At 69.4% G+C, this 26,435-nt stretch carries 20 protein-coding genes; 12 read left to right on the top strand and 8 right to left on the bottom strand.

Annotated features, from left to right (window positions below; translation table 11 throughout):
- Positions 1 to 26: 26 nt before the first annotated feature.
- Positions 27 to 1,502, bottom strand: a complete 1,476-nt coding sequence (gene dnaB, locus ABZ865_RS17820) for a replicative DNA helicase (RefSeq protein ID WP_100827168.1) — start codon at positions 1,500 to 1,502, stop codon at positions 27 to 29.
- 459 nt (positions 1,503 to 1,961) lie between these two features.
- On the opposite strand from dnaB, the gene ABZ865_RS17815 reads away from it, so the two are divergent.
- On the top strand, positions 1,962 to 3,299 hold the full coding sequence (locus ABZ865_RS17815; protein ID WP_361230898.1) for an MATE family efflux transporter: 1,338 nt from the start codon (positions 1,962 to 1,964) through the stop codon (positions 3,297 to 3,299).
- Between the two features lie 189 nt (positions 3,300 to 3,488).
- On the opposite strand, the gene rplI is transcribed toward ABZ865_RS17815, so the two are convergent.
- The 4 genes from rplI to rpsF form a co-directional block, all read right to left on the bottom strand.
- On the bottom strand, positions 3,489 to 3,935 hold the full coding sequence (gene rplI / locus ABZ865_RS17810; RefSeq protein WP_361230896.1) for a 50S ribosomal protein L9: 447 nt from the start codon (positions 3,933 to 3,935) through the stop codon (positions 3,489 to 3,491).
- 18 nt (positions 3,936 to 3,953) lie between these two features.
- Complete coding sequence (rpsR, locus tag ABZ865_RS17805; protein ID WP_003949403.1) at positions 3,954 to 4,190, bottom strand: 30S ribosomal protein S18; 237 nt, start codon at positions 4,188 to 4,190, stop codon at positions 3,954 to 3,956.
- A gap of 57 nt (positions 4,191 to 4,247) precedes the next feature.
- The gene (locus ABZ865_RS17800; protein WP_361230893.1) at positions 4,248 to 4,826 is read right to left on the bottom strand and encodes a single-stranded DNA-binding protein; all 579 of its coding nucleotides are present in this window, start codon (positions 4,824 to 4,826) and stop codon (positions 4,248 to 4,250) included.
- A 74-nt stretch (positions 4,827 to 4,900) separates the two neighbouring features.
- On the bottom strand, positions 4,901 to 5,191 hold the full coding sequence (gene rpsF, locus ABZ865_RS17795; RefSeq protein WP_361230891.1) for a 30S ribosomal protein S6: 291 nt from the start codon (positions 5,189 to 5,191) through the stop codon (positions 4,901 to 4,903).
- A gap of 274 nt (positions 5,192 to 5,465) precedes the next feature.
- On the opposite strand from rpsF, the gene ABZ865_RS17790 reads away from it, so the two are divergent.
- From ABZ865_RS17790 to ABZ865_RS17780, 3 genes are all read left to right on the top strand, one after another.
- Complete coding sequence (locus tag ABZ865_RS17790) at positions 5,466 to 5,786, top strand: hypothetical protein (RefSeq protein ID WP_361230889.1); 321 nt, start codon at positions 5,466 to 5,468, stop codon at positions 5,784 to 5,786.
- A gap of 182 nt (positions 5,787 to 5,968) precedes the next feature.
- Complete coding sequence (femX, locus tag ABZ865_RS17785; RefSeq protein WP_100827174.1) at positions 5,969 to 7,090, top strand: peptidoglycan bridge formation glycyltransferase FemX; 1,122 nt, start codon at positions 5,969 to 5,971, stop codon at positions 7,088 to 7,090.
- 82 nt (positions 7,091 to 7,172) lie between these two features.
- On the top strand, positions 7,173 to 8,204 hold the full coding sequence (locus ABZ865_RS17780) for an alanine racemase (RefSeq protein WP_361230887.1): 1,032 nt from the start codon (positions 7,173 to 7,175) through the stop codon (positions 8,202 to 8,204).
- Between the two features lie 123 nt (positions 8,205 to 8,327).
- On the opposite strand, the gene ABZ865_RS17775 is transcribed toward ABZ865_RS17780, so the two are convergent.
- Both ABZ865_RS17775 and ABZ865_RS17770 read right to left on the bottom strand, forming a co-directional pair.
- Entirely contained in the window at positions 8,328 to 9,836 is a 1,509-nt protein-coding gene (locus ABZ865_RS17775) for a glycosyltransferase 87 family protein (RefSeq protein ID WP_361230885.1), read from the bottom strand.
- A 129-nt stretch (positions 9,837 to 9,965) separates the two neighbouring features.
- Positions 9,966 to 12,605 (bottom strand): transglycosylase domain-containing protein, encoded by a 2,640-nt coding sequence (locus tag ABZ865_RS17770; protein ID WP_361230883.1) that lies wholly within the window; start codon positions 12,603 to 12,605, stop codon positions 9,966 to 9,968.
- 363 nt (positions 12,606 to 12,968) lie between these two features.
- Here ABZ865_RS17770 and ABZ865_RS17765 point away from each other — a divergent pair, with 363 nt between their 5' ends.
- From ABZ865_RS17765 to ABZ865_RS17755, 3 genes are all read left to right on the top strand, one after another.
- On the top strand, positions 12,969 to 13,646 hold the full coding sequence (locus ABZ865_RS17765; RefSeq protein WP_361230881.1) for a helix-turn-helix transcriptional regulator: 678 nt from the start codon (positions 12,969 to 12,971) through the stop codon (positions 13,644 to 13,646).
- A gap of 44 nt (positions 13,647 to 13,690) precedes the next feature.
- The gene (locus ABZ865_RS17760; protein WP_361230879.1) at positions 13,691 to 14,773 is read left to right on the top strand and encodes an inositol-3-phosphate synthase; all 1,083 of its coding nucleotides are present in this window, start codon (positions 13,691 to 13,693) and stop codon (positions 14,771 to 14,773) included.
- 108 nt (positions 14,774 to 14,881) lie between these two features.
- On the top strand, positions 14,882 to 16,192 hold the full coding sequence (locus ABZ865_RS17755) for an MFS transporter (RefSeq protein WP_361230877.1): 1,311 nt from the start codon (positions 14,882 to 14,884) through the stop codon (positions 16,190 to 16,192).
- A 54-nt stretch (positions 16,193 to 16,246) separates the two neighbouring features.
- On the opposite strand, the gene ABZ865_RS17750 is transcribed toward ABZ865_RS17755, so the two are convergent.
- Entirely contained in the window at positions 16,247 to 17,713 is a 1,467-nt protein-coding gene (locus ABZ865_RS17750) for a CCA tRNA nucleotidyltransferase (protein ID WP_361230875.1), read from the bottom strand.
- Between the two features lie 285 nt (positions 17,714 to 17,998).
- Between ABZ865_RS17750 and ABZ865_RS17745 the strand changes: the two genes are divergently transcribed.
- From ABZ865_RS17745 to ABZ865_RS17725, 5 genes are all read left to right on the top strand, one after another.
- Positions 17,999 to 20,371, top strand: a complete 2,373-nt coding sequence (locus ABZ865_RS17745; RefSeq protein ID WP_361230873.1) for a DUF6049 family protein — start codon at positions 17,999 to 18,001, stop codon at positions 20,369 to 20,371.
- Between the two features lie 46 nt (positions 20,372 to 20,417).
- A complete protein-coding gene (gene murJ / locus ABZ865_RS17740) occupies positions 20,418 to 22,853 on the top strand; it encodes a murein biosynthesis integral membrane protein MurJ (RefSeq protein WP_361230871.1) in 2,436 nt (811 codons plus the stop codon).
- A gap of 118 nt (positions 22,854 to 22,971) precedes the next feature.
- Positions 22,972 to 24,666, top strand: coding sequence for a protein kinase family protein (locus ABZ865_RS17735; protein ID WP_361230869.1), 1,695 nt, complete (start codon positions 22,972 to 22,974; stop codon positions 24,664 to 24,666).
- Positions 24,667 to 24,687: 21 nt separating this feature from the next.
- A complete protein-coding gene (gene sigM, locus ABZ865_RS17730) occupies positions 24,688 to 25,413 on the top strand; it encodes an RNA polymerase sigma factor SigM (RefSeq protein WP_361230867.1) in 726 nt (241 codons plus the stop codon).
- Complete coding sequence (locus tag ABZ865_RS17725) at positions 25,410 to 26,357, top strand: hypothetical protein (RefSeq protein ID WP_361230865.1); 948 nt, start codon at positions 25,410 to 25,412, stop codon at positions 26,355 to 26,357. Before sigM ends, ABZ865_RS17725 begins: the two co-directional genes overlap by 4 nt.
- Positions 26,358 to 26,435 lie beyond the last annotated feature (78 nt).

Genomic DNA, 26,435 nt, shown 5'->3' with positions numbered 1-26,435 from the left:
GCCATTTTCCCGGCCGCCGGTCGGGATCAGGTCTGTGCCATGTCCACGAAACGGGAGTAGTGGCCCTGGAAGGCGACCGTGATCGTCGCCGTGGGGCCGTTTCGGTGCTTGGCGACGATCAGGTCGGCCTCACCCGCGCGTGGGGACTCCTTCTCGTAGGCGTCCTCGCGGTGCAGCAGGATGACCATGTCCGCGTCCTGCTCGATGGATCCCGACTCACGCAGGTCGGAGACCATCGGCTTCTTGTCGGTGCGCTGCTCGGGGCCACGGTTGAGCTGGGACAGCGCGATGACCGGGATCTCCAGCTCCTTGGCGAGGAGCTTGAGGTTACGGGACATGTCCGAGACCTCCTGCTGGCGGCTCTCGGCGCGCTTGGAGCCGCCGGACTGCATCAGCTGGAGGTAGTCGATGACGACCAGCTTCAGGTCGTTGCGCTGCTTCAGGCGCCGGCACTTGGCGCGGATCTCCATCATCGACAGGTTCGGGGAGTCGTCGATGTAGAGCGGGGCGGCCGAGACGTCCGGCATCCGGCGGGCCAGGCGCGTCCAGTCCTCGTCGGTCATCGTGCCGGACCGCATGTGGTGCAGGGCGACGCGTGCCTCGGCGGAGAGCAGGCGCATCGCGATCTCGTTGCGGCCCATTTCGAGGGAGAAGATGACGCTCGGAAGGTTGTGCTTGATCGACGCGGCCCGCGCGAAGTCCAGCGCGAGAGTGGACTTACCCATGGCGGGACGCGCGGCGATGACGATCATCTGGCCCGGGTGCAGACCGTTGGTCAGGGAGTCGAAGTCCGTGAAGCCCGTGGGCACACCGGTCATCTCGCCGCTGCGCGAGCCGATCGCCTCGATCTCGTCGAGGGCGCCCTCCATGATGTCGCCGAGCGGCAGATAGTCCTCGCTGGTGCGCTGCTCGGTGACGGCGTAGATCTCGGCCTGGGCGCTGTTGACGATCTCGTCGACGTCGCCGTCGGCCGCGTATCCCATCTGCGTGATCCGGGTGCCGGCCTCCACGAGACGGCGCAGGACGGCCCGTTCGTGGACGATCTCCGCGTAGTACTCGGCGTTCGCCGCCGTCGGCACGGTCTGGACGAGCGTGTGCAGATACGCGGCGCCGCCGACCCTGTTGATCTCGCCGCGCTTGGTGAGTTCGGCGGCGATGGTGATGGGGTCGGCCGGCTCGCCCTTCGCGTAGACGTCCAGGATCGCCTGGTAGATCGTCTCGTGCGCGGGCTTGTAGAAGTCGTGGCCCTTGAGGATCTCGACGACGTCGGCGATGGCGTCCTTGGACAGCAGCATGCCGCCCAGGACGGACTGCTCGGCGTCCAGGTCCTGCGGCGGAACCCGCTCGAAGGAGGATCCCCCGCCGTCCCAGCCGCCGTTCTCCCGGCCGCGGTCGTGCTGTTCGTCACGGCCGCGGACGTCACCGCGCCGGCGGGAGGCGGGCAGACGATCGCTGGGTCCGCTGTCGGCCCACGGATCGTCCAAGGGCTCGGAAATGCTCACCGAGCCACCTCCTCCCGTCCGCGCGGCGGACCTCGCCATGCCCTCTTTTGTACGGCACGGCACTGACAAATTGAGAGGCCCAACTCCGGTTCTGCCACGTCGGATTTGTGACGTTTCCGAGGCCGAGGCAAGGAGCGGGCGCCGGACAACGGTAGGCCCGTCGGAGGCGTCAGCCAATCTGGTTATCCACAGGCCATGTGGACGACGGGCCCGATGCTGTGGAGAACTCGCCGAAACCTGTGCACGACCCGGTGGACAGCCTTGTGAACAAGCCCTCTCCCGCATTGACGACACCGCTCTGACCAGCCCCTTTACCGTCCACCGGCTGTGCAGAAGAAAAACTTCCCCAGTCGGGCCAAGATCGCTTCGAACGCTGCGCGAAGCGACACGCTCCGCGACCGATCGTAAGGGGCACTCATCAATTGCATCTCTTACCTGTGGACGATTAGATTAGTGCTCATGACACAGGCTCCAGCGATCCCCCAGGCCACCGGCCGACGGCACGATCGAGAGATCGTCGCGCTGGCGATCCCGGCCTTCGGCGCGCTGGTCGCCGAGCCCCTCTTCGTCATGGCCGACAGCGCGATCGTCGGCCACCTCGGCACCGCTCAGCTCGCCGGCCTCGGCGTGGCTTCGGCCCTCCTCACCACCGCCGTGAGCGTCTTCGTCTTCCTCGCCTACGCCACCACGGCCGCCGTGGCCCGCCGCGTCGGCGCCGGCGATCTGCGGGCGGCTCTCCGCCAGGGCATGGACGGCATCTGGCTGGCGCTGCTCCTCGGCGCCGCCGTCATCGCGCTCGTCCTGCCCCTGACACCCGGCATCGTGGACGCCTTCGGCGCCTCCGCCACCGCCGCCCCCTACGCGACCACCTACCTGCGCATCTCGGCACTGGGCATACCGGCGATGCTGACCGTTCTCGCCGCCACCGGTGTACTGCGCGGTCTGCAGAACACCAGAACGCCGCTGTACGTCGCCGTCGCCGGGTTCATCGCCAACGCCGCGCTCAACGTAGTCCTCGTCTACGGCGCCGGACTCGGCATCGCGGGCTCGGCCTGGGGCACGGTCATCACACAGTGCGGCATGGCGGCCGTCTATCTCCGTGTGGTCGTGCGCGGAGCGCGGCGTCACCGGGCTTCGCTGCGTCCGGACCTCGCCGGCATCAGAGCCTCGGCCCAGGCCGGTGCTCCGCTGCTCGTCCGCACGTTGTCCCTGCGGGCGATTCTTATGATCGCCACGGCCATGGCCGCGCGCCTCGGCGACGCCGACATCGCCGCCCATCAGATCGTCCTGTCCCTGTGGAACCTGCTGGCCTTCGCCCTCGACGCGATCGCGATCGCCGGTCAGGCCATCATCGGGCGCTACCTCGGCGCGAACGACTCCCGAGGTGCCCGCGAGGCCTGCCGCCGGATGGTCCAGTGGGGCATCGCGACCGGTGTCGCCCTCGGCCTGCTCGTGGTGGCCGCCCGGCCGCTCTTCCTCCCGCTGTTCACCAGCGACTCCGTGGTCAAGGACGCGGCTCTGCCCGCGCTCCTTCTCGTGGCGCTCGCCCAGCCCCTGTGCGGGATCGTGTTCGTCCTGGACGGCGTCCTGATGGGCGCCGGTGACGGCCCCTACCTGGCCCGGGCGATGGTCCTGACCCTGGTGGTGTTCGCGCCGGCGGCGCTGCTCGTGCCCACGCTCGGCGGCGGACTCACGACGCTCTGGGCGGCCATGACGCTCATGATGGCGGTCCGGATGCTGACCCTCTGGCTGCGCGCCCGTTCGGGCCGGTGGATCGTGACAGGCGCGACCCGCTGAGCGGACCAGCCGGCCCACACCGTCCCGCCGTCCCGGTTTCACGTGAAACATGCCGTGCCCAGCCGGACCCCCCGCACCGAACGCGGGATGAACCCGGGCACCGAACACGAGACGACCCGGCACCGAACGCGAAGAGGGGCCGCCCCGCAGGGGCGACCCCTCTCTCAGCTGCTCAGACCGAGCGCAGCGTCACGCCGCGACGACCTCGATGCTGACCTTGGCGGCCACCTCGGGGTGCAGACGCACGGACGTCTCGTGGGCGCCCAGGGTCTTGATCGGGGCGGCCAGCTCGATGCGGCGCTTGTCGACCTCGGGGCCACCGGAAGCCTTGATCGCGGAAGCGATGTCGGCCGGGGTGACGGAACCGAAGAGACGACCGGCGTCGCCGGAGCGGACGGCCAGGCGGACCTTGACGCCCTCGAGCTGGGCCTTCACAGCGTTGGCCTGCTCGATGGTCTGGATCTCGTGGATCTTGCGGGCGCGGCGGATCTGCTCGACGTCCTTCTCGCCACCCTTGGTCCAGCGGATAGCGAACTTCCGCGGGATCAGGTAGTTGCGAGCGTAACCGTCCTTGACGTCGACGACGTCGCCGGCGGCACCGAGGCCGGAGACCTCGTGGGTGAGGATGATCTTCATGAGTCGGTCACCCTTCCCTTAGCGCGCGGTGGACGTGTAGGGCAGCAGCGCCATCTCACGGCTGTTCTTCACGGCCGTGGCGACGTCACGCTGGTGCTGCGTGCAGTTGCCGGTCACGCGGCGGGCACGGATCTTGCCGCGGTCGGAAATGAACTTCCGCAGCATGTTCGTGTCCTTGTAGTCCACGTACGTGACCTTGTCCTTGCAGAAAGCGCAGACCTTCTTCTTCGGCTTGCGCACAGGCGGCTTCGCCATGGTGTTTCTCCTGTGTGATCAAGAAGTTTGGGTACGACCCGCCCTCGGTCCGAGGACCTAGAAGGGGGGCTCGTCCGAGTAGCCGCCACCGCCGCCGGAGCCACCGCCCCAGCCGCCGCCACCCTGCTGGCCACCGGCGGGAGCGCCGGTCGCCCACGGGTCGTCGGCAGGAGCGCCGCCCTGCTGGCCGCCACCGGGGCCACCGCCCCAGCCGCCGCCCTGCTGGCCGCCACCGCCGCCGTAACCGCCCTGGCCACCGCGCGCGCCACCACCGGCGGTCTTGGTGACCTTGGCCGTGGCGTTGCGCAGGCTGGCGCCGACTTCCTCGACGTCCAGTTCGTAGACCGTGCGCTTGACGCCCTCACGGTCCTCGTAGGACCGCTGCTTCAGCCGGCCCTGCACGATGACGCGCATGCCTCGCTGGAGCGACTCGGCGACGTTCTCCGCCGCCTGACGCCAGACCGAGCAGGTCAGGAACAGGCTCTCGCCGTCCTTCCACTCGTTCGTCTGGCGGTCGAAGGTGCGGGGAGTGGACGCGACGCGGAACTTCGCGACCGCCGCACCGGACGGGGTGAAGCGCAGCTCGGGGTCATCGACAAGATTGCCGACGACCGTGATGACGGTCTCGCCTGCCATGGGGAACCTCTCGGCGGGTTTGCTCTGGCTGCTTGCTTGCTACTCGAATCCCGAGATCAGCTGAGCGGGAGAGCTCAGTGGGTCTCGGGGCGGAGGACCTTGGTCCGGAGGACCGACTCGTTCAGGTTCATCTGGCGGTCGAGCTCCTTCACGACCGCAGGCTCGGCCTGCAGGTCGATGACCGAGTAGATGCCCTCGGGCTTCTTCTTGATCTCGTACGCGAGACGACGACGGCCCCAGGTGTCGACCTTCTCCACCTTGCCGTTGCCCTCACGGATGACGGAGAGGAAGTTCTCGATCAGGGGGGCGACAGCGCGCTCCTCCAGATCGGGGTCGAGGATGACCATCACCTCGTAGTGACGCATGTGGAACCCACCTCCTTTGGACTCAGCGGCCACGGTCGTTCCGTGGCAGGAGGGTTGTGATGCGTACGCAACGGTATCGGCCACCACTGACAATCGGGGGGCTCCGCTGGGGATCCCCGCAGTGACCTGGGAAGGTCTGGGCAGACACCGGTGCAGACGGTACAGACTACCTGCACAGCGGCTTCCGGTTGAAATCCGGCGGTGGGGACCGCCAATCTGTACACATCGGGTGTGTATGGCGCTACAGTGCGCCGCGATCCGCAGGAGGTGCCACATGGCACAGCAGGCATTGCGACCCAACACCGTCGGATCCTTGTTCGCCACCGACGGCAAGCCCCATCCGCTCCAGGACACCCTGATGGCGATCACGCTGGTCCTGGGCGTGCTGTCGTTCGTCACTTCGTTCTTCCACAGCCTCCACCTCCTCACCTCCTGGGCCGGCCTGGTGGGGATCGTGGTCGGCGCGTACGGACAGTGGGTCTCGGAGACCACGCGCGAGCGGACCGGTCTGATCCTGGGTCTCGGTGCCTCGGGGGTCGGCTTCCTGATCGGCATGGCGAACGGCGGGCTCTTCGGCGGCGTCATCGGCAGCTGAGGCCGCCCGTCGCCACCCTGACGGCACCTTCGTCCACGCCACGGCACGCCCCGGCGGCCCGCGAGGCCGGGGCGAAGGTGCCGTACGCCCAGTCGGGGCGCTCGCACGGCGCAGTAGGCTTCGGCGCGAGAGCCGGAGCCCCTGACCCCATGGGGACACACCAGCCCGAGGAGCGCCCCGACATGAGCCTGACCCTGAGGACCATCAGCCGCGAGCAACATCTGGCCTACATCCAGAGCCTGCCGGCGGCGAGCCACATGCAGGTCCCGGCCTGGGCCGACGTGAAGGCGGAGTGGCGTTCGGAGAACCTCGGCTGGTTCGACGAGCGCACCGGCGAGATGGTCGGCGCGGGCCTGGTCCTGTACCGCCAGCTGCCCAAGATCAAGCGCTACCTCGCGTACCTCCCCGAGGGTCCGGTCATCAACTGGTTCGCGCCGAACCTCGACGACTGGATCCAGCCGATGCTGGCCCACCTCAAGCAGCAGGGCGCCTTCTCCGTGAAGATGGGTCCGCCGGTGATCATCCGTCGCTGGAACGCGGACACCATCAAGAAGGGCATCCAGGACCAGGACGTGAAGCGCCTGCGCGACATGGAGGCCGACTTCATCGAGCCGCGCGCCTTCGAGGTGGCCGACAAGCTGCGCCGCATGGGCTGGCAGCAGGGCGAGGACGGCGGCGCCGGCTTCGGCGACGTGCAGCCCCGCTACGTCTTCCAGGTGCCGCTCGCCAACCGCTCCCTGGAAGAGGTCCACAAGAACTTCAACCAGCTGTGGCGCCGCAACATCAAGAAGGCCGAGAAGGCCGGCGTCGAGGTGGTCCAGGGCGGCTACCAGGACCTGGCGGAGTGGCAGCGGCTGTACGAGATCACCGCCGTGCGCGACCACTTCCGGCCGCGCCCGCTGTCGTACTTCCAGCGCATGTGGACGGCCCTCAACACCGAGGACCCCAACCGCATGCGGCTGTACTTCGCCCGCCACAACGGCGTGAACCTCTCCGCGGCGACCATGCTGATCGTCGGCGGGCACGTCTGGTACTCCTACGGCGCCTCCGACAACATCGGCCGCGAGGTGCGGCCGTCGAACGCGATGCAGTGGCGGATGCTGCGCGACGCCTACGCGCTCGGCGGCACCGTCTACGACCTGCGCGGCATCTCCGACTCGCTGGACGAGACCGACCACCTCTTCGGTCTGATCCAGTTCAAGGTGGGCACCGGTGGGCAGGCGGCCGAGTACCTCGGCGAGTGGGACTTCCCGCTGAACAAGCTGCTCCACAAGGCGCTCGACATCTACATGTCGCGCCGTTGAGCCCGGGCGTTTGATTCCATAGCCTTCACAGTTCTCATCCCTCTCCACCACCGCAGCCACGAGAAAGGTTCCGGGTCCGGCCATGGCGCTCACGCTCTACGTCGACACCGCGCGCTGGCGGGCGCACCACAAGCACGTGCAGGAGCAGTTCCCGGGCCTCGTCCCGGTCTGCAAGGGCAACGGCTACGGCTTCGGACACGAACGGCTGGCGGAGGAGGCCACGCGTCTGGGCACGGACGTCCTCGCCGTCGGCACCACGTACGAGGCCGCACGCGTCAAGGACTTCTTCGGCGGTGACCTGCTGGTGCTGACGCCGTACCGGCGCGGTGAGGAGCCCGTGCCGCTGCCGGACCGGGTGATCCGCTCGGTGTCGTCGGTCGACGGCGTGTACGGCCTCGTGGGCGCCCGTGTCGTCATCGAGGTGATGTCCTCGATGAAGCGGCACGGCATCAGCGAGCAGGACCTGCCGCAGCTCCACCAGGCCATCGAGAACGTCCGCCTGGAGGGCTTCGCGATCCATCTGCCGCTGGACCGCACCGACGGCTCGGACGCCGTCGAGGAGGTCATCGGCTGGATGGACCGGCTGCGCGCGGCCCGGCTGCCGCTGCACACGATGTTCGTCAGCCACCTCAAGGCCGAGGAACTCGCCCGGCTCCAGCAGCAGTTCCCGCAGACCCGCTTCCGCGCCCGTATCGGCACGCGGCTGTGGCTGGGGGACCACGAGGCCACCGAGTACCGCGGCGCGGTCCTGGACGTCACGCGCGTGGCGAAGGGCGACCGGTTCGGCTACCGGCAGCAGAAGGCGGCCTCGGACGGCTTCCTGGTGGTCGTGGCGGGCGGTACGTCGCACGGGGTGGGCCTGGAGGCCCCGAAGGCCCTGCACGGCGTCATGCCGCGCGCCAAGGGCGTCGCACGGGCCGGCCTCGCCACGGTGAACCGGAACCTTTCCCCGTTCGTCTGGGGCGGCAAGCAGCGCTGGTTCGCCGAGCCGCCGCACATGCAGGTGTCGATCCTGTTCGTGCCCGCCGACGCCCCCGAGCCGAAGGTCGGCGACGAGCTGGTGGCCCATCTGCGGCACACCACCACGCAGTTCGACCGGCTCGTGGACCACTAGTCCGGGCGCCGCCGCAGCCCCGCGACCGCCGCAGCCCCGCAACCGCCGCGACCGAGAAAAGGCCGTGCACGCATCGCTCGTGCACGGCCTTCTTCATACCCCTGGGGGACGGAGCGGGTTCGCTCAGAGCGAACGGTCCTCGTGCGGCGGCGGTTCCGGGTGCCCCCAGTCCACCTGAGGCGCCTGGACATACGCGGCGTGCCGCGGGGGATGGGCCGCCGCGCCGAACACGAAGACGTCCTCCGCGCCGTCGAGGACCCCGCCCGAGGGATCGTCGTCCCCGGACCGGCGCACCACGTCCCGCTCCGGCATGAGGATGTCCCGTACGACGACGGCGCACAGGTACATCGTGCCCAGCAGGTGCAGCGCGATCGCCCACTGGTAGCCGTGCGTCGGCAGGCCCTTGTGGGCGTCGCCGCTGGTCGTGTAGGCGAGGTACGTCCAGATGCCCAGGAAGTACGCCACCTCGCACGCCTGCCAGATGAGGAAGTCCCGCCACTTGGGCCGGGCGAGGGCCGCCAGCGGGACCAGCCACAGGACGTACTGCGGGGAGTAGACCTTGTTGGTGAGGATGAAGGCCGCCACCATCAGGAACGCGAGCTGGGCGAAACGCGGGCGGCGCGGGGCGGTCAGCGTCAGCGCTCCGATGCCGAGGAAGCACAGGATCACCAGCGCCGTGGCCGTGTTGTTCACGAAGCCGGTGGTGGGCGGGTCGTTGGAGTTCTGCGCCCAGATCAGCCAGAAGGAGCCGAAGTCGACGCCCCGGTCATGGCTGAACGTGTAGAACTTCGACCAGCCCTTGAAGGCGAACAGCATCACCGGCAGGTTCACCACGAGCCACGCGACGACGGCACCGCCCAGAGCCTGGAAGAACTCCCGCCATTTGCCGGCCCGCCAGCACAGCACGAACAGCGGGCCGAGCAGGACGACGGGATAGAGCTTGGCGGCCGTGGCGAGCCCCAGCAGCACGCCGAAGGCAAGGGCACGGCCCCGCGACCACATGAGCATCGCGGCGGCCGTCAGTGCCACCGCCAGCAGGTCCCAGTTGATGGTGGCGGTCAGGGCGAAAGCGGGCGCGAGGGCGACCAGCAGCCCGTCCCAGGGGCGCCGGCGATGCGTACGGGCCACACAGACGGCGATGACCGCCGCGCAGACCATCAGCATCCCGGCGTTGACGAACCAGTACCACTGCTCCTGTTCCTGGATGCTGCCGCTGCCCGGTGTGAGCCAGGCGGCGACCTCCATGAACACACCGGTCAGCACCGGGTATTCGAGGTAGTCCATGTCGCCGGGGAGCCGGTCGAAGTACGGCACGAGCCCGTCGGCGAAGCCACGCCCCTGGTAGAGGTGCGGGATGTCCGAGTAGCAGGCGTGCGTGTACTGGGAGCTGGCACCGAAGAACCAGCCGCTGTTGTAGCAGGGCGCCTTCTGGACCAGGCCGAGGGCGAACATGCCGATCGCCACGAGGGCGACGATCCGTACGGGCGTCCACCAGGACGTCCCGAGCAGGGCACGCCGCCCGATGGGGCCGCCGATCAGCTCGCTGCCGGCTGCGGCGACCTCGTCCTCCCGGGTCGGCCGTACCGGTTCCGGCTCGTGCACGCGCGCGGGCGTCGTTTCTGCACTGGGCATGCACCACATCCTGCCGTACCTGCCTGAGAAAACGCCGAGGGCCGCCACACCTCGTCGGTGCGGCGGCCCTTGTTTCACGTGAAACACCCGTGCCGGTCGAAATGACCGCCAACCGGTCGGGCGGCCGGGCTAGCCGGTCTGGCCTCCGAAGATGCCTCCTCCGTTGCCATTGCCCTTGGTGGTGCCGGTCCCGGTCGAATCACTGACGGAGGGACTGGGGGTCACACCTCCGGTCGTGCCGCCCGTGTCCGTGCCTCCGGTGGTGGGGTCGCACTTCCAGTTCCAGCTGTTGCACGTCTTGCTCGCCGAGGGCGAGGGAGTGATCGTCTCGCTCTGCGACGGGCTCGGCGTGTCACTCGGGGACTGGCTCGGCGTGATGGTGACCGACGGGGTCGGGGACGGGGCGCCGGCCTCGTCCTGGATCGTGCCGATCTTGGTGGGCTCGGGGAAGCCCGGGTCGTTCTGGTTCTTCAGCGCGTCCAGCATGTACTCGGTCCACACCGAGGTCGGGATGTCACCACCGTGAATGGAGTCCACTCCCGCCGTGCCGTTCATGGAGAGCAGCTCGTGGTCCTTGGGGTTCTCACGGAACATCGCCACCGAGGTCGACAGCTGCTGGGTGTACCCGACGAACCAGGCCGACTTGTTCTTGTCGGTGGTACCGGTCTTGCCCGCCGCCGTACGGCCCAGGGCCTTGGCGTTCTTACCCGTACCGTTCTGGATGACGTTCTGCAGGACGTCCGTGACGTTGTCGGCCACGGCCGACTCCATCGCCTGCTTGGTCTTCGGCTTGGTGAAGCCCGGCAGTTCCGTGCCGTCGTGCTTCACGGCGGTGACCGAGTAGGGGTCCGTCTGCTTGCCGGAGGCGGCGAACGTCGCGTAGGCGTCGGCCATGCGGATGGCGCTGGGGGTGGAGGTACCGATGGCGAAGGACGGGTTCAGGTCCTTCGACATGCTCTGGTCGAGGATGCCGGCCGAGCGCGCGACATCCCGCACCCTGGCCATCCCCACATCGACACCGAGCTGCACGAACGGGGTGTTGATGGACTGCTCCATCGCCTTGCGCAGGGTGATGTAGCCCCAGGGGTGGGGACTCTCGTTCTTCTGGTAGAAGATCGAGTTGTCCTTGTTGAGGTAGTACGACCCGTCCGGCCTTCTGACCTTGAGGTGGTCGTTGCCGTTGTACTTGCTCAGCGGGGAGACGGGCTGGCCGTCGGACTTGTACGTGCCGTACTCCATGGCCGCGGCCAGCACGAACGGCTTCCACGTCGAACCGACGGGGACACCCGAGGTGTCCGCGTTGTTGGTGAAGTGGCCGTTCTCGTAGCCGTCACCGCCGTAGAGGGCGACGATCGCCCCGTCCTTGGGCCGCACCGACGCCGCGCCGAACTGGACGTACTTGTCCTTGGGCTCGGTCTTGGGGTGGAGGCGTTCCTTCTGGATCTTCTTGACGGCGTCGGACAGGGCGTTGACCTTGTTCTTCTCGAAGGTCGTGTAGATCTCGTAGCCGCCCTGGTCGAACGCCTGCTCCGAGATGTCGGAGTGGTTCAGCACGTACTTCTTGGCCGTGTCGACCAGGTAGCTGACCTGGCCGGTCATGCCCTTGGTCGCTTTGCGGCCCTGAGGCATCGGATACCCCTTGCTGATGGCCTCCTGGTACTGGGCGTCGGTGAGGTGCTTGTCCTTGTGCATCTCGCCGAGGATCCAGGACCAGCGCTCCTCCGAGCGCTTGCGGTTGGCCGACGCGCTCGCGTTCGGGTCGAGGTCCGCGTTACCGGCCGGGTCGTAGTACGTCGGGCCCTTCAGCAGCGCCGCCAGGAAGGCGCACTCGGACGGCTGGAGCTTGACCGCGTCCTTGCCGTAGTACGTCTGCGCGGCGGCCTGGATGCCGTAGGCACCACGGCCGTAGTACGAGGTGTTCAGGTAGCCCTGCAGGATCTGCGGCTTGGAGAACTTCGTGCCCACCTTGATGGAGATGAACATCTCCTTGAACTTGCGGGTGACCGTCTGGTCCTGGCTGAGGTACGTGTTCTTGACGAACTGCTGGGTGATGGTCGAACCACCCTGCGTCTGACCGCCTCGCGCCATGTTGGCCAGGGCGCGCGCGATACCCATGGGGTCGACGCCCGAGTCCTGGTAGAAGCTCTTGTTCTCCGCCGAGATCACGGCCCACTGCATGGCCTGGGGGATCTTGTCGATGGTGACGTTCTGGCGGTTCACACCGGTGCCGGTGGCCACCATCCGGGTGTGGTCGGCCCAGTAGTAGACGTTGTTCTGCGACTGGGCGGCGATGTTCTCGTTGGGGACCTGCACCATCGCGAAGCCGATGCCGGCGATGGCGACCAGGCTCCCCACGAAGCCGATGAACAGCCCGGAGACGAGCTTCCAGGACGGTACCCAGCGGTGCCAGCCGTACTTGCCCGCGCGGGGGTAGTCGATGAACCGCTTCTTGGCGGGCGCCGCCGCCCCACGGCCTCGGCCCCGCCCGGGACCTGTCCCACCCGGACCCGCGTTGTTGGCGGCCCTGCGCCGGCCGCCGCCTCTCTGCGCCGCCCGGCGTGCCTCGGCACGGCCGCCGTAGGCGCGCTCCTCACCCCCTGAGGCGCGCGAGCCCGATCCATAGGAACCGGCCCCATAGGAATCGGCGGAAGACCCGGTGGCGCCTCGCGGTGCCGCACGGCGGCCGGAGGACGGACCGGGCTGGCCGCGTCGGGCCGCGGCACGTCCGCCTCCCTGCGGCTGCGGCGGTTTGCGACGGTGCTCGCTCATCGAACGATTACTCCTCGGGCAGGCGCACCCGTGCGCGCCTGGAAACGGCAGTGGTTTCCGGTCCCCCCGAAGTACGGATGCGGTCGTTGCTGCATTCACCCGTACTGCACCGGGGACCACGACGCTCCCCAGGCGCCGCTTGGTTCCCGGTGGTGTGCATGCCGCACAGACTACGCACCGCCAAAACCCTCCGAGCCCCGAAGTTCACCCCAAAACAGGCAACTCGCCTCCTACGAATCGGTGATGTGATCCCGTTCACCGTCCTCCCTCTTGTCGCATCCGGAAGGCCGTTCTATCGTGCTGATGTATCGAGTCGATACATCAGCACGAGATAAAGACGCGGTGGGCCGAGAGGAGGCGCTCATGAGCCGGCGTTCCGGCATCCTTGAGTTCGCCGTACTCGGACTGCTGCGCGAGTCACCCATGCACGGCTATGAGCTGCGCAAACGACTCAATACGTCCCTGGGTGTGTTCCGCGCGTTCAGCTACGGGACCCTCTACCCCTGCCTCAAGACGCTGGTCGCCAACGGCTGGTTGATCGAGGAGCCGGGCAGCACCCACGAGGACGCCGCGCCCCTCGCCGGACGCCGGGCAAAGATCGTGTACCGATTGACGGCAGAAGGTAAGGAGCACTTCGAGCAGCTGCTCTCACAGACGGGTCCCGACGCGTACGAGGACGAGCACTTCGCCGCGCGGTTCGCCTTCTTCGGGCAGACGTCGCGCGATGTGCGCATGCGCGTGCTGGAGGGCCGGCGCAGCCGCCTGGAGGAGCGCCTGGAGAAGATGCGCGCCTCCCTGGCACGCACGAGGGAGCGCCTCGACGACTACACGCTTGAGCTCCAGCGCCACGGAATGGAGTCCGTGGAGCGCGAAGTGCGCTGGCTGAACGAGCTCATCGAGAGCGAGCGGGCCGGGCGGGACCTGAGGGGTTCCGCGTCCGGGGGGTCCGCTCAGCAGGACACCACACATGGATCGACGGGCGGCCTGCCCCGTCCCGGGGACATCCCCCGGACGGATACGCCCGACGACACCGCCACGTGACGGCTCAATCAGGGCCTCACTCGTACACACAGGGAGCAACCGGAATGGGTTCGGTTCGCGTAGCCATCGTCGGCGTGGGCAACTGCGCCGCGTCGCTGGTGCAGGGAGTCGAGTACTACAAGGACGCCGACCCGGCGTCCAAGGTCCCCGGCCTGATGCACGTGCAGTTCGGTGACTACCACGTGCGCGACGTCGAGTTCGTCGCCGCGTTCGACGTCGACGCCAAGAAGGTCGGCCTCGACCTGGCGGACGCCATCGGCGCCTCCGAGAACAACACCATCAAGATCTGCGACGTGCCCTCCACCGGTGTCACCGTCCAGCGCGGCCACACCCTCGACGGCCTCGGCAAGTACTACCGCGCCACCATCGAGGAGTCGGACGCCGAGCCGGTCGACGTCGTCCAGGTCCTGAAGGACAAGCAGGTCGACGTCCTGGTCTGCTACCTCCCCGTGGGCTCCGAGGACGCGGCGAAGTTCTACGCGCAGTGCGCCATCGACGCCAAGGTCGCCTTCGTCAACGCCCTTCCGGTCTTCATCGCCGGCACCAAGGAGTGGGCGGACAAGTTCACCGAGGCGGGCGTCCCGATCGTCGGTGACGACATCAAGTCCCAGGTCGGCGCCACCATCACGCACCGCGTCATGGCGAAGCTGTTCGAGGACCGGGGTGTCATCCTGGACCGCACGATGCAGCTGAACGTCGGCGGCAACATGGACTTCAAGAACATGCTCGAGCGCGAGCGCCTGGAGTCCAAGAAGATCTCCAAGACGCAGGCCGTCACCTCCCAGATCCCCGACCGGGACCTCGGCGAGAAGAACGTCCACATCGGCCCGTCCGACTACGTCGCCTGGCTCGACGACCGCAAGTGGGCCTACGTCCGCCTCGAGGGCCGCGCGTTCGGCGACGTCCCGCTGAACCTGGAGTACAAGCTCGAGGTCTGGGACTCCCCGAACTCCGCGGGTGTCATCATCGACGCGCTGCGCGCCGCGAAGATCGCCAAGGACCGCGGCATCGGCGGCCCCATCCTGTCCGCGTCCTCGTACTTCATGAAGTCCCCGCCGGTCCAGTACTTCGACGACGAGGCCCGCGAGAACGTCGAGAAGTTCATCCGCGGAGAGGTCGAGCGCTAGCTCGGCACACGGCGCGCACCACGCGCCGGTGAGAACGCTCCTGCCAGGGCGGTGAGGGTCCCCGGGGTTCCGACCCGGGGACCCTCCGCATATGTGAGGCTGTGCCCCATGCCCGTCGTCCGTGACCTGCGCGTCCTGCTGCGCCTGCGGGACTTCCGGCGCCTGCTGTACATCCGCCTCCTGTCCCAGGGCGCCGACGGTGTGTACCAGGTCGCGCTCGCCGCGTACGTCGTCTTCTCCCCGGAGAAGCAGACCTCGCCGACGGCGATCGCCTCCGCGATGGCGGTCCTGCTGCTTCCCTATTCGCTGATCGGCCCCTTCGCGGGCGTCCTGCTGGACCGCTGGCGGCGCCGGCAGGTCTTCCTCTACGGCAACGTGCTGCGCGCCCTGCTGGCGGCGGCCACCGCCGTGCTGATGGTCACTCACGTACCGGACTGGCTCTTCTACGTCTCCGCGCTGTGTGTCACGGCCGTCAACCGCTTCGTCCTGGCGGGCCTGTCCGCCGCGCTGCCGCGCGTGGTCGACGCCGAGCGCCTGGTGCTGGCCAACTCCCTGTCCCCGACCGCCGGAACGCTCGCCGCGACCCTCGGCGGAGGTCTGGCCTTCCTCGTACGGCTCGTGGTGTCGGACTCCGACGCAGCAGTCGTGCTGCTGGGCGCCCTCCTCTACCTGTGCGCGGGCCTGACGGCCCTGAGCCTGGCTCCCACGCTGCTCGGTCCCGACCGGGGAGCGGCGCGGCCGCACCTGCGGACCGCGCTCGCCGACACGGCCCGCGAACTGTTCGCGGCCGTCCGGCATCTGGGAGCCCCTCGGCGCAGGGAGGCGGCCTGGGCGCTCGCTTCGATGACTCTCATGCGCTTCTGCTACGGAGCGCTGCTGGTCCTGCTGCTCATGCTGTGCCGGTACCACCTCGCCGCGACCCCCGAGGAAGGGCTCCGACTGCTGGGCCTCGCGGTGGCCGTGTCCGGTGCGGGCTTCTTCGCCGCGGCCGTGGTGACGCCGTGGACGGCGGGCCGGCTCGGACCCGGGTGGTGGATCGTGGTGTGCGCCGCGTCCGCCGCTCTGCTGGAGCCCGCCCTCGGTCTTCCGTTCGCCACCGGCCCGCTACTGGTCGCTGCCTTCGTGCTGGGTCTGATCACCCAGGGCGCCAAGATCTCCACCGACACGATCGTCCAGGCGTCGGTCGAGGACGGCTTCCGGGGCCGTGTCTTCTCCGTCTACGACGTCCTCTTCAATGTCGCCTTCGTCGGCGCAGCCGGCGTGGCCGCCCTGATACTCCCGCCGGACGGCCGCTCGGCGCCGCTGGTGATCCTCGTCGCCCTCCTCTATGGGACGGTCGCGGTGGCCATGGCGCGCTTCGAGCGGGGCAAGGACAGCAAGAGGGGCGATGTTTCACGTGAAACATCGCCCCCTCGATAAGGCTGGACGGCTGCCGGGTCATGTTTCACGTGAAACATGACCCTCTCTCCGGACTCAGCCCTGCTCGGTCCACCACTCCTTGAGGGCCGCCACCGCCTCGTCGTGCTCCATCGGGCCGTTCTCCAGGCGCAGCTCCAGCATGTGCTTGTACGCCTTGCCGATGACGGGGCCGGGACCGACGCCCAGGATCTCCATGATCTGGTTCCCGTCGAGGTCCGGGCGGATCGCGTCCAGCTCCTCCTGCTCTTTCAGCTGCGCGATGCGCTCCTCCAGGCCGTCATAGGCCCGGGACAGCGCGGCAGCCTTGCGCTTGTTGCGGGTGGTGCAGTCGGAGCGGGTCAGCTTGTGCAGGCGGTCCAGCAGCGGGCCGGCGTCACGGACATAGCGGCGCACCGCCGAGTCCGTCCACTCCCCGGTGCCGTAGCCGTGGAAGCGCAGGTGAAGTTCGACCAGCCGTGAGACATCCTTCACCAGCTCGTTGGAGTACTTCAGGGCCGTCATCCGCTTCTTGGTCATCTTCGCCCCGACCACCTCGTGGTGGTGGAACGAGACCCGGCCGTCCTTCTCGAAGCGGCGCGTGCGCGGCTTGCCGATGTCGTGCAGCAGCGCGGCCAAGCGCAGCGTGAGGTCGGGACCCGCCTCTTCGAGCTCGATCGCCTGTTCCAGCACGATCAGCGTGTGCTCGTAGACGTCCTTGTGCCGGTGGTGCTCGTCACGCTCCAGGCGCAGGGCCGGCAGCTCGGGCAGAACGTGATCGGCGAGCCCGGTCTCGACCATCAGGGTCAGTCCCGTGCGCGGGTGGGCCGAGAGGATCAGCTTGTTCAGCTCGTCCCGGACCCGCTCGGCCGAGACGATCTCGAGACGCCCGGACATCTCCTTCATCGCGGTGACGACCTCGGGGGCGACCTCGAAGTCCAGCTGGGCGGCGAACCGGGCGGCCCGCATCATCCGCAGCGGATCGTCCGAGAACGACTCCTCCGGCGTGCCGGGCGTACGCAGCACCCGGGCGGCGAGGTCCTCCAGACCCCGGTGCGGGTCGATGAACTCCTTCTCCGGCAGCGCCACGGCCATCGCGTTGACCGTGAAGTCGCGGCGGACCAGGTCCTCCTCGATGGAGTCGCCGTACGACACCTCGGGCTTGCGCGAGGTGCGGTCGTAGGCCTCCGACCGGTAGGTGGTGATCTCGATCTGGAAGCACCAGTCGGCATCCCCGACGCGGGCCTGCTTCTGCGCGCCGACCGTGCCGAAGGCGATCCCGACCTCCCAGACGGCGTCCGCCCATGGTCGGACGATCTTCAGTACGTCCTCGGGGCGCGCGTCCGTGGTGAAGTCCAGGTCGTTCCCGAGCCGGCCAAGCAGCGCGTCCCGGACCGAGCCGCCCACCAGGGCGAGCGAGAACCCGGCGTCCTGGAATCGGCGGGCGAGGTCGTCGGCGACGGGGGCCACCCGCAGCAGCTCGCTCACCGCGCGCTGCTGCGCCTGGCTCAGGGCAGCGGGAGTGTCATCGTTGGGGTTCGGCACAACAGAAGAGGGTACGTGGCCCGGCCGCCCCGAGGCGCCCCCAATATGAGCGGAGCGGACGCCTCCCGCCATACCGCACAAGGGCTGCGCTTGCGGCATACGCCTGCTCTCGGCCCGATACTGGATCCATCCGCCTGCTCTCGACCGAATACTGGACAGAGAGGATGGGTCGCCGCCGTTCCCCGATCTTGTGGAGCACTCCGCGGCACTTCCTCTCAGCAGGCATCGTTACCATGCGGGGACGCACATTCCGACGACCACTGACGACGAGGGACGGGCGAGCGCGTGGCCGAGGCGGCTGACTTCCAGGGGACCAGTGCCTCACCTGCGCGCCGGTGGCTGCGGCGCACGGGAGCGCTGCTCGCCGGGGCACCCTTGCTGGCCGGGCTGCTGCAGCTGCCCGCGGCGGCCCCCGCGCAGGCCGCCTCCGCGGACACCGTTTCCGTCTCGCTGGACTCGCTCAGCCCCAGCGCCCCCACCGACGGGGACACGCTGACGGTGTCCGGCACGGTGACCAACACCGGCAAGCAGACCGTCACCGACGCCCATGTGGACCTGCGGCTGGGCTCCCCGCTGACCACCCGCTCCGCGATCGACTCCGTCTCCCGGCACTCCGACGATCTCCAGTACGGCACCGGGACCCCGGTCGACAGCAAGTACGAGGAGAAGTTCGACAAGCTGGCCCCGGGCGTCGCCGAGCACTTCAGCATCGCCGTCCCGGTGGACAAGCTCGACCTCGGCGAGGACGGCGTCTACCCCGTCGGGGTCGCCCTGTCCGGCCAGACCTCCGCCCAGCCCTGGGAGCAGGTGCTCGGCATCCAGCGGACGTTCCTGCCCTGGCAGCCGTCCGACGCCGACACGAAGACGAAGACCACGTTCCTGTGGCCGCTCCTGTCCACGGTCCACATGACGGCCCGCACGGGCCCCGGAGAGCTCCAGACGCCGGTCTTCCTCGACGACGACCTCGCCAAGGACTTCGCGCCGGGCGGCCGGCTGGCCCGGATGGTGGAACTGGGCAAGGACCTCGACGTCACCTGGGTGATCGACCCGGACCTGCTGGCCTCCGCCGACTACATGGTGAAGGGCTACCGCCTGCAGGGCCCCGACGGCACCAGCACGCCCGGCCCCAGGGACCACCAGGCGCTCGCCAAGCAGTGGCTGGCCGACCTGCAGAAGGCCGTGGCGGGCAAGGAAGTCGTGGCGCTGCCCTTCGCCGACCCCGACCTGGCCTCCCTCGCGCACATCGGCACCAGCGTCACGGGCTCGCTCAGCCACCTCAAGGACGCCACCGACGTCGCCGCCTCGACCGTGCAGACCGTGCTCCACGTCACACCGAGCACCGACTTCGCCTGGCCCGTGGAGGGCGCCGTCGATCCGTCGATCATCAAGGTCGCGACCTCCGCGGGCGCCGACCGGGTGATCGCCCGCAGCGACAGCCTCCAGGAGACCGCCGGACTGTCCTACACGCCCTCCGCCGCCCGCCCGATCGGCGGCGGCACGACGGCCGTGGTCGCCGACTCCCGGCTGTCCACGGCCTTCGAGGACGATCTCACCCAGGCCGGCTCGGCCACGCTCGCCGTGCAGGAGTTCCTGGCACAGAGCCTCGAGGTGAACGCACAGTCGGACACGCAGCGCAGCATCGTGGTCGCCCCCCAGCGCATGCCGTCCGGAAGCCAGGCGCAGGCGATGGCGGCGGCCGTGAAGACGCTCCAGACCGGGACCTGGTCCCAGGCCCAGGACCTGACCGCCGCCGCCAAGGCCAAGCCCGACCCGAACGCCACCACGCGCATCCCGTCGACGTCCGTCTACCCGTCCTCGCTGCGCCGGCAGGAGCTGCCGCGGACCGCCTTCGAGCAGATCGCGCGCACGCAGGACAAGCTCGACAACTTCCAGGTGATCCTCACCGACCCCTCCCGCGTGGTCACCCCGTTCGGACGGGCCATAAACCGGGGGATGTCCACGTCGTGGCGGGGTCACGGCAGTGAGGCGGAGAGCTACCGCGGCGACGTGGAGGCGTGGCTCGACGAACTCGCCGACCAGGTCAAGCTGATCGACAAGTCCGAGACCAAGCTCTCCGGACGCAGCGCCACCATCCCGGTGACCGTCCAGAACAACCTCGTCCAGCCCGTGAGCCACCTGGTCCTGCGGCTCACCTCGACGATGCCGACCCGCCTCAAGATCGGCGGCAAGGCCTACTACGAACAGCCCGTCGAGGTCTCCGGCGGCCACAGCCAGTCCGTGAAGTTCACCACCTCCGCCAACGCCAACGGCCGCGTCGGAGTCATCGCCCAGCTGTTCACCGAGGACGGCCAGGAGTACGGCGACCCGGTCAGCTTCGACGTGAAGGTCACCGAGGTCACGCCCACCGTGATGCTGGTCATCGGCGGCGGTGTGCTCCTGCTGGTCCTCGCCGGCTTCCGGATGTACACCCAGCGCAAGCGGGCGGCCGCCCGCCAGGCCGAGGAGGACGGCCCCGACGCGACGGGGGAGGACACCCCTGACGAGCCCGGGAACCCCGACGCCCCCGGAGACCGTCTCCCGGAGGAGTCCGACGCTCCTTCCGGGGAAGACGACCCGGACCAGCCGAGTGACCCTGCACCGGACACCGCATCGGAAAGCGCCGACCCGTCCGCGACGGGTGAGAGAGTGGACCGTTGAGCGATGTCGTGGCCGGTGTGGCCCGGGACGATGAGGTGGGGTAACCATGAACGCGCCGTACGACGGTGACCGCGGCCAGGGCGCGGCCGGCTCGGGCTACCCCGAGACCCCGCCCGAGCCCGGCCAGGTGCCGCCGCAGCAAGCGGCGGACATGTACCTCCAGGACGCCTACGACCAGGACCCCTACCGGGCGCACGACCTGACCGCCCAGGACCCGGTGGCCGAGGCGCTCTACGACCGTGCCGCGCACCCCCCGCCGCCCCCGGGCACCCACGAGCGGCAGCAGCCGTTGTACGCCCCGCCGGCCCAGTCACCGCACGCCCCCGACCCGCGCGTGTGGGCCCAGACCCCGGCACCCGAGCCGGACGGCGACGCCACCCAGTACCTGCCCTACGGCGACGACCCCCGCCGGACCCAGTTCGTGGGCGTGGACGACCTGGTCTCGCACTCCGGCGAGGAGTACCACGAGCCGGACGCCTTCGCGCACCTCTTCCGGGACCAGCAGCACAGCGGCGTGCCCGGGCCCGTGGAGCCTCCGGCCGTCCCCGGACCGGCCGCGGCCCCCGGATACGGACAGGCCCCCGCAGGGCAGTACGCGCCGCCTGCGGGGCCCTACGCGGCGTCCGGAGGCCCCTACCCGGCGCCCCAGGCCCAGACTCCTCAGCACCCGGGCCAGGACGCCGGGGTCGCGTACCCGGCGGGCGGTCCCGCCGGCGGCGCCCCGATGCAGCCGCCCGTGCCCGCTCCGGCCCCGGTCCCCTACGCCACCGGCCCGTCCGGTCCCGCCAGTGCGGCCCGTCCGTCCGGTCCCGCCGAGGCTCCCTCGGCCGCCGCTCCCGCCGCGAAGAAGGGCGGGCGCGCCTCCGGGCTGCTGAAGTCCAGCGCCGTCATGGCGGCGGGCACGATGGTGTCCCGGCTCACCGGCTTCATCCGCTCCGCGCTGATCGCCGCCGCCCTGGGCCTCGGCTTCCTCGCCGACTCGTTCCAGGTGGCCTACCAGCTGCCGACGATGATCTACATCCTCACCGTCGGCGGCGGTCTCAACTCCGTCTTCGTGCCGCAGCTGGTGCGGTCCATGAAGGAGGACGAGGACGGCGGCGAGGCCTTCGCCAACCGGCTGCTGACCCTCGTGATGGTGGCCCTGGCCGCGCTGACCGGTCTCGCGATGTTCGCGGCACCGCTGCTGGTGCGGTTCCTGTCCACCTCGGTCGCCGACAACGCGCAGGCCAACGAGGTGGCGGTCACGTTCACCCGCTACTTCCTGCCCTCGATCTTCTTCATGGGCATCCACGTGGTGATGGGTCAGATCCTCAACGCGCGCGGCAAGTTCGGCGCGATGATGTGGACGCCGGTCCTGAACAACATCGTCATCATCGTGACGCTGGGCATGTTCATCTGGGTCTACGGCACGTCCGCCAACTCCCACATGACCGTCGACAACATCCCGCCGGAGGGCCAGCGGCTCCTCGGTGTCGGTGTGCTGCTCGGCCTGGTCGTCCAAGCCCTCGCGATGATCCCCTACCTGCGCGAGACCGGCTTCCGGATCCGGCTGCGGTTCGACTGGCGCGGCCACGGCCTGGGCAAGGCCGCGATGCTCGCCAAGTGGACGATCCTGTTCGTCCTCGCCAACCAGATCGGCGCCATGGTCGTGACGCAGCTCTCCACGGCGGCCGGCGACGCCTCCGGCATCAAGGGCACCAGCTTCGCCGCCTACGCCAACGCCCAGCTGATCTGGGGCCTGCCTCAGGCCATCATCACGGTGTCCCTCATGGCCGCCCTGCTGCCGCGCATCTCCCGCTCGGCCGCCGAGGGCGACGGTGGTGCCGTCCGCGACGACATCTCCCACGGCCTGCGGACGACGGCGGTCGCCATCGTCCCCATCGCCTTCGGCTTCGTGGCGCTCGGCATCCCGATGTGCACGCTGATCTTCGGCTCCGCGGGCACGGGTGCCGCCACCAACATGGGCTACATGCTGATGGCCTTCGGCCTCGGCCTGATCCCGTACTCGGTGCAGTACGTCGTGCTGCGCGCCTTCTACGCCTACGAAGACACCCGCACGCCGTTCTACAACACCGTGATCGTGGCGGCCGTCAACGCGGGCGCTTCCGGGCTCTGCTACTTCCTGCTGCCGGCCCGCTGGGCGGTCGCGGGCATGGCCGCCGCGTACGGCCTCGCTTACGCCATCGGCGTCGGTGTCGCCTGGCAGCGGCTGCGCAAGCGGCTCGGCGGCGACCTGGACGGCGCACGGGTGCTGCGGACCTACGCGCGGCTCGGCATCGCCTCGGTGCCGGCGGCCCTGCTCAGCGGCGCGGCCTGCTACGGCATCGGGCACACCCTCGGCCAGGGGGTCGTCGGCTCCTTCGCCGCACTCGTCGTCGGCGGCGCCGTCCTGTTCGGCGTCTTCTTCGTCGCCGCCCGCCGGATGCGGATCGACGAACTCAACTCGCTCGTGGGCATGGTGCGCGGGCGTCTGGGGCGCTGAGTCGGGGGTAGGCGCACAACCATCGTCCGCGGCTGTGTGTCGTGCATAGCAGCGGACTGTGGGCACAATTGGTTTCGGCGTCGGACAGCGTGCAACAGATGGGGAGGCAGGGACGACGGTGGCGGAACGGAGCACGGCTGCCGTCGACGTGGCAGACAACAGCGGTGACCAGCCGCTGACCGCCAAGGCGGACCAGTCCACGGCCGACGGGGTGGCCCAGAACCCGGAGCGGGACACGGACAGCGACGAGGGGCAGGGGAGCGACGCGACCGAGCATCCCGCGAAGAAGTCCGCGCCTCCCGAGCTGCACAGCGGTCACAAACTCGCCAGACGCTACCGTCTCGAGGAGTGCGTCACCCGTCTGGACGGATTCAGCAGTTGGCGTGCGGTCGACGAGAAACTCCGTCGTGCCGTCGGCGTCCACATCCTGCCCGCGGACCACCCGCGAGCGCGTTCAGTCCTGGCGGCCGCCCGTTCCTCGGCGCTGCTCGGCGACCCCCGCTTCGTCCAGGTCCTCGACGCCGTCGAGGAGAACGACCTCGTCTACGTCGTGCACGAGTGGCTGCCCGACGCCACCGAACTGACCGCGCTGCTCGCGGCCGGCCCGCTGGAGCCGCACGACGCCTACCAGATGGTCAGTCAGATCGCCTCCGCCATGGCCGCAGCGCACCGCGAGGGCCTCGCCCATCTGCGGCTGAACCCGAACGCCGTGCTGCGCACCTCCACCGGGCAGTGGCGCATCCGTGGCCTCGCCGTGAACGCGGCCCTGCGCGGCATCAGCTCCGACACCCCGCAGCGCACCGACACCGAGGCGATCGGCGCCCTGCTGTACGCCGCCCTGACGCAGCGCTGGCCGTACGAGAACGACGCCTACGGCCTGTCCGGCCTGCCCAAGACGATCGGCCTGATCGCACCGGACCAGGTGCGTGCCGGTGTCCACCGGGGCCTGTCCGAACTCGCGATGCGGGCCCTCGTCAACGACGGGGCCACCGCCTCCCGCCACGAGGCTCCGTGCACCACGCCGGAGGAACTGGTCAAGGTGATCGGTGAGATGCCCCGCATCCGCCCGCCGGAGCCCGCGTTCACGGCACCGCCGGAGTACCAGCGCACGACGTACCAGCAGGGCAGCTACGGCCGCCCGGCGCCACACCCCGGCGTGGCCCAGCCGATCACGCCTCCGCCGCCCCCGCTGCAGAGCCGCACCGGCAAGGCCCTGAAGTGGGCGGTCTCCGCCCTCCTCATCGCCGCCCTCGGCCTGGGCAGCTGGCAGCTGGCGGACGCGCTGATGGGCGACAAGTCGAACAACACCAACAACACCCAGACGCAGGACGGCGGCGACAAGAACGCCAAGAAGCCGGCGTCCAGCAAGCCGATCGCCATCCAGGGCGCCCGTGACTTCGACCCGTTCAGCAAGGACCAGACCGAAAAGCCGGGCGACATAAGCAAGGCCTACGACAACAGCCCGGCCACGTACTGGCAGACGGACTTCTACCTGAGTCCGAAGTTCGGCAACCTCAAGTCGGGCGTCGGCATGATCCTCGACCTCGGCAAGGTCCAGCAGGTCGGCAAGGTGACGGTCACCTTCGTGGGGCAGACCTCGGTTGAACTGCGGGCGGCAGGATCGGACGCGGGATCGGAGCCGACGTCCTTCGACGCCTACACCAAGGTCGCCGACGGATCGGGCACGACAGTGGTTCTGCATCCCGGCAAGTCCCTCAAGACGCAGTACCTGCTGGTGTGGCTGACCGAGCTGCCCGCCGACGGTGTGAGCCACTGGCGGGGCAGGGTGGCCGACATCAAGGTCACCAGCTAGGTTCCCCCCGGGGAGGGGAAGATGGCAGACGGCGCCGGATACGACGGGGTGAGCGACCGGGACCTGCTCGCCCGCCATGTGGAAGGCGACCCCGAAGCCTTCGGTGAGATCGTGCGGCGGCACCGGGATCGGCTCTGGGCTGTCGCGCTGCGGACGCTGGGGGACCGGGAAGAGGCCGCCGACGCCGTTCAGGATGCGCTCGTGTCGGCGTATCGGGCCGCCCACACCTTCAGGGGGCAGTCGGCCGTCACGACCTGGCTGCACCGGATCACCGTGAACGCCTGCCTGGACCGCGCGCGGAAGGCGGCCTCGCGGAAGACCGCCCCGGTCGACGACACCGAGCGGCTGGAGCAGCTGCTGGAGCCGCACGAATCGGCCTCGGCCCCGGCCGAGCGCAACGATCTGCACCGTCAGCTCCTGGAGGCGCTCGGCACGCTTCCGTACGAGCAGCGTGCGGCTCTGGTCCTGGTGGACATGCAGGGATACCCGGTCGCGGAAGCCGCCCGGATTCTGGATGTGCCCACGGGGACGGTGAAGAGCCGGTGCGCCCGAGGACGCGCCCGGCTTCTCCCGCTGATCAGTCATCTACGGCCAGGTGACCCCGATGACGGAAACGGACCCGCGCCGGGACGGAACCGGGTGCAGGGGACATCCGTCCCACCTGCGACAGGGTCTCCGGGCAAGGCTCCCGGAGATGCGGGGTCTAGCGATTCAGCCGTAGTGAAGGGCGGAGGTGGGCGAGCGTGACTTCCTCGACAGACACGGCCGGGCACCACCCGGACGTCGCCGAGATCTCCGACCTCACCGAAGGCCTCCTTCCGCCGGACCGCAGCGCGGACGTACAGCGCCATCTGGAGGGCTGCGAGCTGTGCGCGGACGTCCACACCTCCCTGGAGGAGATCAGGGGGCTGCTGGGCAGCGTGCCGGCGCCGGAGCCCATGCCGCCGGACGTCGCGGCCCGCATCGATGCCGCCCTGGCCGCCGAGGTGCCGGCCGGAGCGAGGATCGAGGGGCATGTTTCACGTGAAACATCGGCCCCAGCCGACCGCACCAACGATCGCACCGCCGACCGCACCATCGATCGCACCGCCGACCGTCCAGCCGATCGCACCGCCGACCGTCCCGCCGGACGTTCGCGCGCGGCCACCGGACCCGGGCGCAAGGATCACGGTCGGGGCCGCCGCAGGCGGAGGGTCGCGTTGGGCGCCGTCCTCACCGCGGCGGTGCTCGGGGCCGGGTCCCTGCTTCTGCAGTCGCTCGGCACCGGATCCTCCGACACGACGGCTCACAGGGCGCCGTCACCGTCCGCCGGCACCTTCTCAGGGGCCAGCGTCCAGAGCCAGGTCAAGGATCTGCTCGCGACGAAGAGGGGCATGCAGCAGGACTCCGAGCGACCGCGGAAGGGCACGGAGACCGAGCAGGGCACGCCCGGGTCGACGGAGAGCGCGAACACCCTGATCCAGAGCCAGGTCCCCGTCCCCGACTGTGTCCGGCAGGCGGTCGGCTCCGGCGGTGACGTCCTCGGCGCGAAGACCGGAACCTACGCGGGTAAAGAGGCGTATCTCGTCGTCGTGCCCGACACCAAGGACCGCGCTCAGGTCACCGCCTACGTCGTCGACGCCTCCTGCGTCGGACGGCAGCCGGTGTCCCCCGGCACGGTGCTGCTGAAGCAGTCTCTCGCCCGTCACTGAAACGGGCGGGGGCACGCCTCGTCCTGTCCGTCATCCGTACTCCTTGCGATCCCCCGTGTGCCCCGACACACCGGGAAT

The organism is Streptomyces sp. NPDC047085 (assembly GCF_040643735.1).
In the GTDB taxonomy this organism is placed as follows: Bacteria; Actinomycetota; Actinomycetes; order Streptomycetales; family Streptomycetaceae; genus Streptomyces.
This window is presented reverse-complemented; position numbering and strand designations above follow the sequence as displayed.

Excerpts from the sequence above, each read along its gene's own strand:
- ABZ865_RS17800 (WP_361230893.1), bottom strand. The coding sequence starts at position 4,826 with ATGGCAGGCGAGACCGTCATCACGGTCGTCGGCAATCTTGTCGATGAC.
- ABZ865_RS17760 (WP_361230879.1), top strand. The coding sequence starts at position 13,691 with ATGGGTTCGGTTCGCGTAGCCATCGTCGGCGTGGGCAACTGCGCCGCG.
- ABZ865_RS17790 (WP_361230889.1), top strand. The coding sequence starts at position 5,466 with ATGGCACAGCAGGCATTGCGACCCAACACCGTCGGATCCTTGTTCGCC.
- murJ (WP_361230871.1), top strand. The coding sequence starts at position 20,418 with ATGAACGCGCCGTACGACGGTGACCGCGGCCAGGGCGCGGCCGGCTCG.
- ABZ865_RS17755 (WP_361230877.1), top strand. The coding sequence starts at position 14,882 with ATGCCCGTCGTCCGTGACCTGCGCGTCCTGCTGCGCCTGCGGGACTTC.
- femX (WP_100827174.1), top strand. The coding sequence starts at position 5,969 with ATGAGCCTGACCCTGAGGACCATCAGCCGCGAGCAACATCTGGCCTAC.
- ABZ865_RS17770 (WP_361230883.1), bottom strand. The coding sequence starts at position 12,605 with ATGAGCGAGCACCGTCGCAAACCGCCGCAGCCGCAGGGAGGCGGACGT.
- ABZ865_RS17765 (WP_361230881.1), top strand. The coding sequence starts at position 12,969 with ATGAGCCGGCGTTCCGGCATCCTTGAGTTCGCCGTACTCGGACTGCTG.
- rplI (WP_361230896.1), bottom strand. The coding sequence starts at position 3,935 with ATGAAGATCATCCTCACCCACGAGGTCTCCGGCCTCGGTGCCGCCGGC.
- rpsF (WP_361230891.1), bottom strand. The coding sequence starts at position 5,191 with ATGCGTCACTACGAGGTGATGGTCATCCTCGACCCCGATCTGGAGGAG.
- ABZ865_RS17815 (WP_361230898.1), top strand. The coding sequence starts at position 1,962 with ATGACACAGGCTCCAGCGATCCCCCAGGCCACCGGCCGACGGCACGAT.
- sigM (WP_361230867.1), top strand. The coding sequence starts at position 24,688 with ATGGCAGACGGCGCCGGATACGACGGGGTGAGCGACCGGGACCTGCTC.
- ABZ865_RS17775 (WP_361230885.1), bottom strand. The coding sequence starts at position 9,836 with ATGCCCAGTGCAGAAACGACGCCCGCGCGCGTGCACGAGCCGGAACCG.
- ABZ865_RS17780 (WP_361230887.1), top strand. The coding sequence starts at position 7,173 with ATGGCGCTCACGCTCTACGTCGACACCGCGCGCTGGCGGGCGCACCAC.
- rpsR (WP_003949403.1), bottom strand. The coding sequence starts at position 4,190 with ATGGCGAAGCCGCCTGTGCGCAAGCCGAAGAAGAAGGTCTGCGCTTTC.